The sequence below is a fragment of the Micrococcus sp. HMSC067E09 genome, assembly GCF_001812555.1.
Classification (GTDB): domain Bacteria; phylum Actinomycetota; class Actinomycetes; order Actinomycetales; family Micrococcaceae; genus Micrococcus; species Micrococcus lylae.
In genome coordinates, this window is the sequence record NZ_KV809440.1 from 25,733 (window position 1) to 39,262 (window position 13,530).

The following is a 13,530-nucleotide window of genomic DNA, read 5'->3' on the forward strand; positions in this document are numbered from 1 at the left end:
GGGAAACGACGCCTGCCCGTCCTCGGCTCGTCCGGGACGGGGTCGGGTGCGGTGCTGAACGGCGCGCCCGGCCGGGGCGGGGACGGAGAGTGCCGACGCCGGTGGGGCCGCGCCTGCGCGGACAGGGCGGAGACGCCCGTGCCGCGCCGGTGTACTTCCTTTCGAGGGTCTGCTCTTGCCCGCCTCCAGCCACCGCGCGCGTCCCCGTCGTCGGGGTCCTCCGCGCGGCGGAAGTGGGCCGCTTCTCGGTCCGATACCACCCGTGAACATGGGGTTGGTGAGCGGCTCGTCCTGGGACCACGTGGCCCCGCTTCGCCGGCGGGGCCGTAAGCCGCTTCTCCTGAAGCTGGGCATGATCGTAACGTGTCCACGCGCCGCGCACGGCATTCCGGGCGGCTTCTGGGGGCGCATGTGAGGGATTCCACGCCCGGCACCGGGCTGCATGACGCCGCATGACCTTCCGCAGGGCGGTCGGAGACGACGGCGGCCCGCACCCTCGCGCAGAGGATGCGGGCCGTCGTCGACCGCTCGGTGCCGGGGAGGGCGTGCAGAGCAGGTCAGGCGGGCGGGCTCAGAAGTCCCAGTCGTCGTCTTCGGTGTTCTCGGCCTTGCCGATCACGTAGGAGGAGCCGGAGCCGGAGAAGAAGTCGTGGTTCTCGTCCGAGTTCGGGGACAGGGCGGAGAGGATCGCCGGGTTCACGTTGGTGGTCTCGGCCGGGAACATCGCCTCGTAGCCCAGGTTCATCAGGGCCTTGTTGGCGTTGTAGTGCAGGAACTTCTTGACGTCCTCGGCCAGCCCGACGGAGTCGTAGAGGGCGTGGGTGTACTCGACCTCGTTCTCGTACAGCTCGAAGAGCAGCTCGTAGGTGAAGGCCTTGAGCTCCTCGCGCTTCTCCTCGGGCAGGGTCTCGAGGTTCCGCTGGTACTTGTAGCCGATGTAGTAGCCGTGCACGGCCTCGTCGCGGATGATCAGGCGGATCAGGTCCGCGGTGTTGGTCAGGCGCGCGTGGGAGGACAGGTACATCGGCCAGTAGAAGCCGGAGTAGAAGAGGAAGGACTCCAGCAGGGTGGAGGCGATCTTCTTCTTGTACGGGTCCTCGCCGTCGTAGCGTTCGACGATCAGCGCGGCCTTGCGCTGCAGGTTCGTGTTCTCCCGGGACCAGCGGAAGGCCTCGTCGATCTCCTTGGTGGAGGCGAGGGTGGAGAAGATCGAGGAGTAGGACTTCGCGTGCACCGACTCCATGAACGCGATGTTCGTGTAGACGGCCTCCTCGTGCGGGGTGATGGCGTCCGGGATGAGGGACACGGCGCCGACGGTGCCCTGGATGGTGTCCAGCAGGGTCAGGCCGGTGAACACCCGCATGGAGAGCAGGCGCTCGTCGTCGGTCAGGTTGGACCAGGACTGCGCGTCGTTGGACAGCGGAACCTTCTCCGGCAGCCAGAAGTTGTTCACGAGGCGGTTCCACACCTCGACGTCCTTCTCGTCCTGGATGCGGTTCCAGTTGATCGCTTCGACGAGGTGATGCTGCTGGTCAGTCACGGAGTGCTCATCCTTCGGCGGTACGTGGGGCCGGCTTCTCACACAGGAGAATCGGCGTGTTCTTGCGGCTTCCAGGGTGATCGGCACGCACGGAAGCCCGGCTGTTCGAGTGGTCAGTCTAGGCCGACGGCCGGACACGTCGGGCGTGCCTCGCCGTGGGCGGAACGGGGTGTCCCCGGGGTGTCCCCCAGGGGTGTGACGGAGGGGCCGGGCGGGTTCTCGCCCGGCCCCTTCCGTGCATCACGACGACGGCCGCTCGCCGCCTTCCGGTGCGGCGGCGGACGGCGCGTGGCCGGCTCAGAGCATGCAGGACACGCAGCCCTCGACCTCGGTGCCTTCCAGGGCGAGCTGGCGCAGGCGGATGTAGTAGATCGTCTTGATGCCCTTCTTCCAGGCGTAGATCTGCGCACGGTTCAGGTCACGGGTGGTGGCCGTGTCCTTGAAGAACAGCGTCAGGGACAGCCCCTGGTCCACATGCTGGGTGGCAGCGGCGTAGGTGTCGATGATCTTCTCGTAGCCGATCTCGTACGCGTCCTCGTAGTACTCGAGGTTCTCGTTGGTCAGGTACGGGGCCGGGTAGTAGACGCGGCCGAGCTTGCCCTCCTTGCGGATCTCGATCTTCGAGGCCACCGGGTGGATCGAGGAGGTCGAGTTGTTGATGTAGGAGATCGAGCCGGTCGGCGGGACGGCCTGCAGGTTGCGGTTGAAGATGCCGTGCTCCATGACGGAGGCCTTGAGCTCGAGCCAGTCCTCGCGGGTCGGCAGGTGGATGTCCGCGTCCGCGAACAGGGCTGCGACTCGCTCGGTGGCGGGCTTCCACTCCTGCTCGGTGTACTTGTCGAAGAACTCGCCGGAGGCGTACGTCGAGTCCTCGAACCCGCCGAACCTCTGACCGCGCTCGATGGCGATCTTGTTCGAGGCGCGCAGCGCGTGGAACAGCACCGCGTAGAAGTACATGTTCGTGAAGTCGATGCCCTCCTCGGAGCCGTAGTGCACCCGCTCGCGGGCGAGGTAGCCGTGGAGGTTCATCTGCCCCAGGCCGATGGCGTGGGAGCGTTCGTTGCCCTTGGCCACCGAGGGGACCGACTGGATGTCGGACATGGTGGACACGGCGGTCAGCGCGCGGATCGCCGTCTCGATGGACAGGCCGAAGTCCGGCGAGTCCATGGTCTTCGCGATGTTCATGGAGCCGAGGTTGCAGGAGATGTCCTCACCGACCTCGGCGTAGGTCAGGTCCTCGTTGTACTGCGAGGCGGAGGAGACCTGCAGGATCTCGGAGCAGAGGTTGGACATGGTGATGCGGCCGGCGATCGGGTTCGCGCGGTTCACGGTGTCCTCGAAGACGATGTACGGGTAGCCGGACTCGAACTGGATCTCCGCGAGGGTCTGGAAGAACTCGCGCGCGTTGATCTTGGTCTTCTTGATCCGGGCGTCGTCCACCATCTCGTGGTACTTCTCCGTGACGGAGATCTCGGAGAACGGCTTGCCGTAGACACGCTCCACGTCGTACGGGGAGAAGAGGTACATGTCCTCGTTGCGCTTGGCCAGCTCGAAGGTGATGTCCGGGATGACCACGCCGAGGGACAGGGTCTTGATGCGGATCTTCTCGTCCGCGTTCTCACGCTTCGTGTCCAGGAAGCGATGGATGTCCGGGTGGTGCGCGTGCAGGTACACGGCGCCGGCTCCCTGGCGGGCGCCGAGCTGGTTCGCGTAGGAGAAGGAGTCCTCGAGCAGCTTCATCACGGGGATGACGCCGGAGGACTGGTTCTCGATCTGCTTGATGGGGGCACCGTGCTCACGGATGTTGGTGAGCGACAGGGCCACGCCGCCGCCGCGCTTGGACAGCTGCAGGGCGGAGTTGATGCCGCGGGCGATGGACTCCATGTTGTCCTCGATGCGCAGCAGGAAGCAGGAGACGAGTTCGCCGCGCTGCTTCTTGCCTGCGTTGAGGAAGGTCGGGGTGGCGGGCTGGAAGCGGCCGGCGACCATCTCGTCCACAAGGTGCTCGGCCATGGCCTGGTCGCCCTGGGCGAGGTGGAGGGCCACCACGGAGACCCGGTCCTCGTAGCGCTCGAGATAGCGCTTGCCGTCGAAGGTCTTCAGCGCATAGGAGGTGTAGAACTTGAAGGCGCCGAGGAAGGTCGGGAAGCGGAACTTCGCCTTGTAGGCACGGTCGAACAGGCCCTTGACGAACTCGAACGGGTACTGCTCGAAGGTCTCGGACTCGTAGTAGTCGTTCTCCTGCAGGTAGGTCAGCTTCTCCTCGAGGTCGTGGAAGAAGACCGTGTTGTTGTTGACGTGCTGCAGGAAGTACTGCCGCGCGGCGGCGTGGTCGGCCTCGAACTGGATCTTGCCGTCGGGGCCATACAGGTTCAGCATGGCGTTGAGCTCGTGGTAGCCCAGACCCTGCCACTCCGGCGGCAGGTGCTTGGCCTGCTGGATGAGGTCCTGCTCGGTGACGGTCATCAGAAGATCCCTTCCAATCCTTCGCGGACGCGGGTCACGTCGTCCGACGTGCCCATGAGTTCGAACTTGTACATCAGGGGCACCTGACACTTGCGGGCGATGATGTATCCCGCGAGGCAGTACCCCTCGTTGAAGTTGGTGTTGCCGCTGGCGATCACGCCCTGCAGCAACCTCCGGTTCCCCTCGACGTTGAGGAACTTGATCACCTGCTTGGGGACCGCCCCCTTCCCGTCTCCCCCGCCGTAGGTGGGGGTGAGCAGGACGAACGGGGCGGTGGCCTCCAGCGTCGGCTCCTTCGTGATCAGGGGCAGCCGCGCCGTCTGACCCTCGGGCAGGGCGAGCTTCTGGACGAAGCGGTGCGTGTACCCGGACGCCGAGGAGAAGTAGATGAGCCGGGCGTCCGTGGGGACGAGTCCCTGCGCTGCGGCAGATCGGATGTGGTGGAGGTCCGCGCCTCGGGTCATCTGCACCGCGTTGCCACTCAAGCGACTGAGGTGGCGGCGGCCTGGGCCAGCTCCTCGATCTTGTCCGGGCGGAAGCCGGACCAGGAGTCGGACTCGGTCATGACGACCGGTGCCTGCATGAAGCCGAGGGCCCGAACCTGCTCCAGGGCCTCCGGGTCCTGGGACATGTCGACGGTCTTGTAGGCGATGCCCTTCTTGTCCAGCGCACGGTAGGTGGCGTTGCACTGCACGCAGGCCGGCTTGGTGTAGACGGTGACGGTCATCTGCATCCCTTTGCTTCTCATCCGACGGGCCCCGACTGGGGCTCACATCGGTCCCGGAGCGGAATCCGGGGATTCGTGCTTTCGTTCCCATCGATACTACATGTGGTGATCGGCGGGCGCGACCATCCCTAGATGTAGTGCTTACACGGATGTCATTCATCGTTCACACTCTCTCCACACCCCATCCACACTCCCGGCCGACCACGATCCGCGCGAACACGCGGATCGGGCCGCTTCGACCCCACGCTGTCCACAGCCGGTGGACGGGCACAGTGCACATCTGCACACGCCTTTCAGCGATGTCCACCACTCAAAACGTCGGCGTGTCTGCATGGTCCGGACACTAGATGTAGGCCCGGACAGGACAAGGACTCCCCCGCGGCGCCTGTCGACCCGCCGCCCTCGGCCGAGGACTGACCATGCTCTGCCCCTCCCGATCGTCGGCGGGGCCGGACAGGGACGGCCGAGGGCCGCCACCGTGGCTCCCATCAGCTCACGACGACGGCCCTCTGCCTTCGACGGGCGGCGCGGGGAATCGCCTCTCCCGCCGGATTCGTGACGGCGTGGCCCTCAGGCCATGCCGAACCTGCGGCGCAGCGCCACCAGGCCGGTCGCCCCGCCCAGACCTGCCAGCGCGAGGCCGCCGGCAGCGGAGCCACCGGTCTCCACCTTGTCCGGGACGGTGTGACCGTCGTCCGCCGGCTCGTTCGGGTCCTCGGGCTGCGTGTCCCGCAGGAGAAGCTGCGGCGTCATGTCCTTCTTGTCCTCGGCGTTCATGCCGGCCACCGGGACGGCGCCGTCCAGCGTCGCGTCGTAGGTCTTCTGGGTCATCGGGTCGATCAGGCTGAGCCTCCTGTAGGTCTTGCCGTCCGGGCCGACGCCCTCGGCCTCGATCCAGCTCAGGTCCGACTCTCCGGACAGGGTGCTGACGTTGGTCCCGTAGTGTCTGCCGGATTCGAACCCGTGCAGCGGGAACACGCTCGGCGTGTGCTCGGTCCACTCGACCTCGTCGGCGGGCACATAGTGCGTCCCGGTGGCGGTGGCGTCGTCGCTCTGCCAGCGGAACGGCATCCACTCGCGGACGTCGCTGGTGAAGGCCCAGCCGCCGCCGTCGAGGAAGCCGCGGTCGTTCATGTTCATGGGGACCGCGGTCCAGTGGACGTCGATCCAGAGCGGCCCGGACTCGGTGTTGGTATTCTCGCACCGGTGGTCCACGGGCGTGCCGCCCTTCGCCATGTCCAGGGTCGCCACCACCTCGGCGGTGCCGTCGACCGTGACGGTGACGTCCACCTCGCCGACGTGGCTGGTGTCCGTGCCCTCCTCGAGCCCGAGCGCGTCGCCGAGGTCACTGGTCCACACGGTGCCGACCGGGCCCTCGAAGCTGAACGGGACCTCCACCGGCTCGGTGTCGGCGCCGCGGGGCACCGCGGTGACCGTCACCTGGTCCGCGGCGACGGCGCCCTCCTGACCGGGACCGCGCTGCAGTGCGAACACGATCTGGTGGGCGCTGCGCAGTCGCCCGGTGGAGTCGGGCTCGCCGACGCCCTTGCCCGTGGTGGAGCCCACGAAGCAGCCCCAGACGGCGGGGTCTCCGATCCCACCCACCGGGCCGGGTTCCGGGTTGCCGCCCTGGGTGCCGGCGGTCTCGGCACCGGCTCCCGGTGCCAGCATTGCTGCGGTCAGGGCCAGCGCCCCCATGCCGAGGGCGGTGCGGTGGCCGATGGTCGTCGCGCGGGTCATGATGCTTCACTCCCATGGATGTGCGTGTGACCGCGGCCGGCCTGGCGCGGCCGAAAGGAACGTGCCCCATGTCACATGTCCCCTCCGCGTCACAGCCTACGAATCCGGTGAGCAGATGCCAGGGGAACACCGACATCGCAACAGCCCTGTCACCCACGACACAGAATGGTCACGCCCGGTCCGTCTCCCGCGCGATGAGCCTCGCCAGCGGTCCGGCGCGCTTCAGGTCCTCGGGCCGCCCACAGGCCACGATCCGGCCGGCGTCCAACACCACCACCTGGTCCGCGGCGTCCAGCCCGGCCGAGGTGTGCGTGGCCTCCACGATCGTCGCCTCCGGCAGCGCCGCGCGCAGGCCGGCGCGCACCGCCGCGGCGGTCTCGGGGTCCAGGTGGGAGGTGTACTCGTCCAGCAGGAGAACCCGCGGGCGGGCCAGCACGGCCCGGGCCACGCCGAGCCGCTGACGCTGCCCGCCGGACAGCCGACGGCCCTGCTCCCCGACCTCGGTGTCCAGTCCCCCGCGCTTCCGCACGGTCTCGGCCAGCTGTGCCGCCTCGAGCGCCTCCCACAGCCGATCGTCGCCGGCCCGGGGCGCAGACAGCCGGAGGTTCTCGGCGATGCTGCCGCGGAACAGCGTGGTCTGCTGGGTCACGTAGTGCGTGGCCGTCCTCAGGTCCTCCAACGCCACGGCGGACACCGGAACCGCGGCCCCCTCGGCCCCGGTCAGCGCGACCGTGCCGGCCGTGGCGTCGTCGTGCCGGGCAAGCAGGCGCAGGATCGAGGACTTGCCGGAGCCCGAGGCGCCCATCAGCGCCGTGTGACTGCCGGCCGGGACCTCGAGCGTGATGCCCGCGAGTGCCGTCGGACGCGCCTCGGCCTCGGACGGATACGCGTAGTCCACGTCCTCCACGCGCACGCCCAGAGACCCCGCGGGCACCGGCACCGGCGTCGGCGGGTCCGCCACGTCGGGGGCCCTCACGGCGATCTGGTGCACACGGCGCGCCGCGGCCATCGAGGCGTCCAGCGTCCCGGCGAACCCACGCACGCCGGCGGTCGCGTCGAACAGCGCCCACACCATCGCGGTGAAGGCGGCCAGCGGCACCAGGTCCGCCCCGGACGCCGCACCGGCTGCCACTACGGCCGGCAGCGTGGCCAGGGACACCGCCTGGGCAGCGCCCTCCCGTGCCACGGCCCACCGGCCGCGGACGGCGCCGTCGGACTGCAGCGCCTCGTCCAGCGCCGCCGTCTCCTCCAGCCGACGATCCACATGGCCGTAGCCGGTCACCTCGGACATGCCCTGCACCGAGTCGGTGATGTGCTGAGCGATCTCGCCACGCCGCGCGTTGGCCGCGTCGGCTCCGCGCTGGCTCGCCCGCACGCCCAGCGCCGGGACCACGACCACGGACAGGCCCAGCCCGACCCCCGCCGCCAGCGCCGCCGGCCCGCCGACCTGCGGTCCCATCACGGCCAGGACCAGCGCGGGCATCGTCACCGCGGTCACCGCCGGTGCCAGGGTGTGCGCGAAGAACACCTCGATCCGGTCGACGTCCTTGGTCGCCCGCGTCAGCAGGTCACCCGAGGAGGCGTTCCGCGCGGCCTGGTGCGCCAGGGGCACCAGCGCGCGGTACAGGCGCACGCGCAGCAGCTCGAGCGCCTTGAACGCCACCCAGTGGCCCAGGAAGTGCTCGAGGTAGCCGGCCACGGCCTTCACCAGGGTCAGCCCGGCCAGCACGCCGATCAGCGTCCACACCGTCCCGGGCAGCCATGCCGGCGTCGGCCCGTCGACCGCCAGGGACGCGATCGCCCCGGCGCCCATGCCCAACAGCGCCGCCGCCGCGGCGAAGTAGACGTGCCGGAACAGCACCGAGCCGGCCAGCGGCCACAGCACCGGGGCCGTGGCGCGGATCAGCCAGCGGCCCACCTCTACCAGCGGGGCCGTCCGCGACTGCGCCGTCGTCGTCATCGCCGCTCCTGCTCCACCCGTCCGCCGCGCACGCGCACGGCACGGCCCGTCACCAGGGCGGGGCGGTGCGTCGCGAGCACCACGGTGGCCCGCTCCCCCAACCGCTCGATTGCCTGCTCGATCACAGCCTCGGACTCCAGGTCGACCTGGCTCGTCGGCTCGTCGAGGATCACCAGGGGTCGGCCGGCCAGGAACGCGCGGGCCAGGGCGATCCGCTGGCCCTGACCGCCGGAGACGCCCAATCCGCGCTCGCCCACGGGTGTGTCCAGTCCCTGCGGCAGCGTGCGCGCCCAGCCCGCCAGGTCCACCTGCTCGAGGGCGTCCCAGAGCTGTTCGTCCGTGGCCCCCGGTGCGGCGATGCGCAGGTTCTGCGCCAACGACGCCCGGAACAGCCACGTGTGCTGCTGCACCACGGCGGAGGCCGCACGCACCTCGTCCTGGGTCGCCGCGGTCAGCGGGACGCCGTTCACGTGCACGGTGCCCGAGGCCGGCAGCAGGTCCCCGGCGAGCAGGCCCAGCAGCGTGGACTTGCCCGAGCCCGAGGTGCCCAGCAGCGCCGTGGTCTCCCGTTCGGCCACGGTCAGGTCCACGTCCGTGAGCACCGGCCTGTCCGGCTCGTAGCAGAAGTCCACGCCCTGCACGACGACGGCCCCCTCCTGCGCAGGATCGCCTCGCCTCGGCGCAGGCTCGGCCGGGGACGACGCGGCCGGAGCCGTCTCGGCCGGGGTGCCGGGCCGTCTGGCATCCGGTCTGCCACCGGGGTGAGCCTGCCCGACGGGCACCACGCCGCGGTCCACGAAGGCGGTCATCATCCGTTGCCCGGCCCGACCGGCCATGCCGATGTAGAAGAACCCGCCGATCTGCTTCATCGGAGCGGTCAGCTGAGTCGACAGGAGCACCAGGGCGAGGGCCCCGGCCACGGTGACGGCGCCGTCGTCGTGCCTGACCCAGGCGAGCAGCACGGCGGCGGAGACCATGAACAGGGAGAACACGGACTCGGTGACGAACAGGATGAGCTGGTTCCGCGCAAGCAGGGACATGGTGGCCCGTCGGTTCTGCTCGCCGGCGGCCTGAAGGCGGTCGCCCACACGGCCGGCCGCACGCAGGCCCACGAGCGTCGGCAGGCCCTGGATCGCCTCCAGGAACTGGCCGGCCAGCCGCATGCGCATCTCGCGGGACGCGGCGGACACGCCCGCCACGAGGCGGCGGAACCCCATGATCGCCAGGGGGATCACCGGGACCAGCAGGAGCAGCACCAGGGCGGAGAGCCAGTCCACGAAGACCGCTGCCAGCAGGATGGTCAGCAGCGGCGCCAGCACCGCGCCCACCAGGCGGCCGACGTAGCCCTGGCGATACTCGGTCACGCGCTCCACGGAGTCGGTCATCATCGCCACGAGCCGGCCGGTCTGCGCACCGGTGAAGCGTGCCGGGCCGAGGGCGAAGGCACGGCGCAGCAGCGCCCCGCGCAGGCGGCGGGACTCGGCGGCGATGCTGCGCCCCTGGACGGCATGCGAGCCGGCCTCTGTTGCCGCCGCCACGAGCGCTGCCGCCACGGCGGCAGCCACCACGGGGACGGACACCTGGGCGGAACGGTCGAGGGCGTCGGCGAGCAGCCGGCCCACACAGAGCATCACGGCGCCGACCGCCACCGTGCGCAGCGCCTCGCAGGCGACCTGGACACGGACGGCCGGCGCACCGGGGGCGAAGAGCGGGTGAGCGGGCATGGGGTCCATCGTAGGTCGGCCGCACACCCGGTCCGCGCGGGCCTCAGCAGAGACGCCGCGGGCCCGCGCCGGGTCGGCACGGGCCCGCGGCGTGTGCAACGCCGTCGCCGCCGAGGCTCAGTCGTCGTCGTCCTCGTCGTCCTCGTCGTCGTTCGACGGGGAGTCGGAGTCGGCCGGGCTCGGAGACGGCGAGGAATCCGCGGACCTGTCCGCCCTGCGTCGGTCGCGGTCGTCGCCGTCCTCGCTCTCGTCGCTCTCCGACGGAGACGGGCTGGGCGGGTCCGGCTTGAAGGTGACCGGGCCGTCGTCGTTGTTGATGGAGGCGGGGGCACTCTTCGGGTTCGGCTCGTGGTCACGGCTGCCGCCGATGATCACGCCCATCTCACCCAGCAGCTGCTGGACGTCGTCGACGACGCGGGACTGGTCCTCGGAGATCTCCTCGGCGAGGTCCTTGGCCTCCTCGTCCTCGCCCTCCTCCACCTGGGTGTTCGCGATCATCACCGAGCCGAAGTGCAGACGGTGCATCTGCATCAGGTACAGACGGCCGGCGTCCTCGTCCGTGGCGGACTCGAGGGCGCGCTTCTCCTCCGAGGTCAGCAGGCCCGCACGGCGGTCCGCGGCGGCCTGCTGGTTGGCCTCCATCAGCTCCTCCTCGGAGGGACCTGTGGCGAAGCCGCTGGGGGTCGGGGTCGGGTTGGCCTCGGCGACGGCCTCGGCGTCCTCCTCGGTCTCCACGCCCCAGTCCTGGAGCAGACCGTCCAGGCGGTCGATCAGCTCGGGACGGCGGTCGGTGACGGCGTGGGCGAACCGGCGCGCCTCCTCGTCCACGCCGTCGCCCTTGTCCAGCAGCAGCTGCGAGTACTCCACGGCCTGACGCTGGTTCCTCAGCATGGTGGACGCGAAGACGATGTCCTGCCGCCGCTGGGCATCCTGGGTCGGGCTCGGCGAGGGCAGGCCGCCCTCGGACGCCGTGGCGGTGGCCGCGGCGGCACGCTCGCGGGCGGACTGGGCGCTGTCCAGGCAGCCGGTCAGACCGAACGCCAGCGCCACGGAGCCGAGGCCGACCGCGAACGTCCGGAGAGGACGGCGGAAGGCGGGGCGGATGCTCGGCTGCTGCATGGCGGGGTTCCTCTCGGCTGGCGGGGCCGCCGCATCGACGTGTGGCCCCGACGGCGGATACGCCGCCGTTCACTGGAAACGGTACGTCGTGACACCCGCCCGGGGAAAACGGCGCGCCCGGTCCGCGACCGTCCGGTTCAGGCGATCCGGGTCGCCTGGACCACCCAGTTGTCCACGGAATGTCCGGTCATGCCGGAGCCCGGGACGAGCTCGCATGTGATGAGCGTGACCTTCCGTCCCGGCTCCTCCAGCTCCCACGCCCAGGCGAACTCCGGGGAGTCGATCAGGTCCCGCTTGCCCATCTGGACCGGGTCCGTGTCCAGGGTGAACTTCGCCTGTGTCCCGTCCTCATAGGTCACCACCACGAGGTCACCCTTGCGGGTCTCCTCCAGGCGGTAGAACACGTCCTTCAGCCCAGAGTGGATGACGTGGCCGGTGAGGATGCCCGGATGGGAGGACAGCTCGCCCGGCGTCGTGCTCCACTGGGGCGGCGCGTACCAGCCGACGTTCCGCGGCTCCGGGTTCAGCTCCCCGTCCTCGTCCCGATGCTCCGGAACGATCGGCGCCCCGATGTACTGCTCCCCTTCGTGGTAGACGTCCACATGCACCGGCGCCGCGGTGATCTCGTCCATCGCCGCGGCCGGCGGACCGGTGGGGGTCGGCGTCGGCGACGGGCTGGGCTCCGGCTCGGCCGAGGTCGATGCCGGGGCTGAGGACTCCGGTGACGCGGCCTCCGAGGAGGTCGGGGCGGCAGGGGTGGAGGCCTCCGAGGACGCAGGGCCGGAGGCCTCCGGTGACGCGGCCTCCGACGACGCCGGGGACTGCGTCGCAGACGGGGCGTCGGCCTCCCGCGTCGGCGTGGCCGACGCCGACGACGGCACGCCGGAGGAGGACGGTGCGTTGGAGGAGGACACGGACCGCGACGCCGTGTCCGAGGCGGGACTGGAGACGGACGGCGACGGCGCCGCCGTCGGGGCCTGGCTGATGGGCACCTCTCCGAAGGCGAAGAGGCCACGGACCGAGAACCAGACCACGGCGAGGCAGGCGAGCAGTGCGACCACCCAGATCGCCCGCTTGACGTTCCTGTGCATCTCGGATCCCCTTCTGCGCTCTGTGGGCTCGCCCGGTCAGGGCCGGCGGTGGTCACGGCGGGTACGGTCGCCGCCGCGGCGGGCCGCCCGCCACGATTCCAGACGATACAGAAGTGTGGCCGCTGCCGAGGGCACGGCCACGGCGGTCTCAGCCGCGGTACCGGTCCCGCAGCCACCCCTGCAGCTGCTGCGCGAGCGCCCGCAGCGTCGCCTCGCCGTAGTGGTCCGGCGCCCAGGCCGCGTGCAGCCCCACGGCGAGGTCGGCACCGCGGGCCGCCAGGTGCAGCGGCACCAGGTCGAAGGCGGGGTCCTCGGTCACCACGGCCACGCCCGCGCCGGTGGCCACGAGCGCCTGCGCCACGCGACCGGAGTTCACCTCCGTCACCTCCGGCACCGTCAGCCCGGCCACCTCGAGCGCCCCGTCCAACACACGGCGGGACTTGAAGGAGCGGGACGGGACCACGAGCCGTTCGCCCGTGAGGTCGTCCACGCTGATCCGTCCCCGCCCGGCCCAGCGGTGATGCGGGGCCACATAGGCCCAGACCGGGGCGTCCACCAATGCCAGGGAGGCCACGGTGTCCGGCGGGGTGGACGGCATCACCACCAGGTCATGGTGCGCCACGGCCTGCGCCAGCGAGTCGTCCAGGTCCGTCTCCACCACCTCCGCGCGCGGCGCGTCCTCGGACAGCGTCGCCACGAACGGGATGACGACGTCCACGAGCGTGGTGCCCGGCGCGGCGAAGCGGACGGACTCGAGCCGCCCGGCCGCCAGCATCTGGACAGCCTGGCCCGCCGCCCGGTGCTCCGCGAGCAGCCGGCGCGCCACCGGGACGAAGGCCTCGCCGGTGTGCGTCAGGCGCAGCCGCGGCCCGCCCCGGGCGAACAGGGACAGCCCCGTCTGCCGCTCGAGGCGCTGCAGCTGGCGGCTCAGCGCCGGCTGCACCACGCCCAGCTGGCGGGCGGCCTCCGAGACCGTCCCGGCCTCCACGGTGCGCAGGAATGCGGACACCAAGGACGGGTCCAGCTCGGGCAGGCGCCCCAGGTCTGCATGCTTCATGCCTGCAGAGCATAGGCGCTATGACGGATCATCATTGGACAGCATGGACGGGCGGGCGGAGAATCGCCGCAGGAGAGGACGGCGGCGAGCCTGCGGCGACCGGCCG

Annotated in this window: 10 protein-coding genes; all 10 read right to left on the bottom strand. The window is 70.6% G+C overall.

The features are described 5' to 3' along the window. Positions 1–571 precede the first annotated feature (571 nt). Entirely contained in the window at positions 572–1,540 is a 969-nt protein-coding gene (nrdF, locus tag HMPREF2863_RS06690; protein WP_067190140.1) for a class 1b ribonucleoside-diphosphate reductase subunit beta, read from the bottom strand. Positions 1,541–1,837: 297 nt separating this feature from the next. Further along, complete coding sequence (gene nrdE / locus HMPREF2863_RS06695; protein ID WP_067190138.1) at positions 1,838–4,006, bottom strand: class 1b ribonucleoside-diphosphate reductase subunit alpha; 2,169 nt, start codon at positions 4,004–4,006, stop codon at positions 1,838–1,840. After that, positions 4,006–4,470, bottom strand: coding sequence for a class Ib ribonucleoside-diphosphate reductase assembly flavoprotein NrdI (gene nrdI, locus HMPREF2863_RS06700; RefSeq protein WP_067190169.1), 465 nt, complete (start codon positions 4,468–4,470; stop codon positions 4,006–4,008). The genes nrdE and nrdI overlap by 1 nt, the downstream gene beginning before the upstream one ends. A 17-nt stretch (positions 4,471–4,487) precedes the next feature. Then, positions 4,488–4,733 carry a glutaredoxin-like protein NrdH gene (nrdH, locus tag HMPREF2863_RS06705; RefSeq protein WP_067190167.1) on the bottom strand — a complete coding sequence of 82 codons (246 nt, stop codon included), beginning with the start codon at positions 4,731–4,733 and terminating at the stop codon, positions 4,488–4,490. A gap of 570 nt (positions 4,734–5,303) precedes the next feature. Next, entirely contained in the window at positions 5,304–6,473 is a 1,170-nt protein-coding gene (locus HMPREF2863_RS06710) for a hypothetical protein (RefSeq protein WP_070638976.1), read from the bottom strand. Positions 6,474–6,642: 169 nt separating this feature from the next. Then, positions 6,643–8,433 carry an amino acid ABC transporter ATP-binding/permease protein gene (locus HMPREF2863_RS06715; RefSeq protein WP_070638978.1) on the bottom strand — a complete coding sequence of 597 codons (1,791 nt, stop codon included), beginning with the start codon at positions 8,431–8,433 and terminating at the stop codon, positions 6,643–6,645. Then, positions 8,430–10,157 (bottom strand): ABC transporter ATP-binding protein/permease, encoded by a 1,728-nt coding sequence (locus HMPREF2863_RS06720; RefSeq protein ID WP_168165767.1) that lies wholly within the window; start codon positions 10,155–10,157, stop codon positions 8,430–8,432. Before HMPREF2863_RS06720 ends, HMPREF2863_RS06715 begins: the two co-directional genes overlap by 4 nt. 117 nt (positions 10,158–10,274) lie before the next feature. Then, the gene (locus tag HMPREF2863_RS06725; protein ID WP_070638980.1) at positions 10,275–11,276 is read right to left on the bottom strand and encodes a DUF305 domain-containing protein; all 1,002 of its coding nucleotides are present in this window, start codon (positions 11,274–11,276) and stop codon (positions 10,275–10,277) included. 137 nt (positions 11,277–11,413) lie between these two features. Further along, the gene (locus HMPREF2863_RS06730; RefSeq protein ID WP_070638982.1) at positions 11,414–12,367 is read right to left on the bottom strand and encodes a class F sortase; all 954 of its coding nucleotides are present in this window, start codon (positions 12,365–12,367) and stop codon (positions 11,414–11,416) included. A 148-nt stretch (positions 12,368–12,515) separates the two neighbouring features. Then, positions 12,516–13,424 carry a LysR family transcriptional regulator gene (locus HMPREF2863_RS06735; protein ID WP_245232072.1) on the bottom strand — a complete coding sequence of 303 codons (909 nt, stop codon included), beginning with the start codon at positions 13,422–13,424 and terminating at the stop codon, positions 12,516–12,518. Positions 13,425–13,530 lie beyond the last annotated feature (106 nt).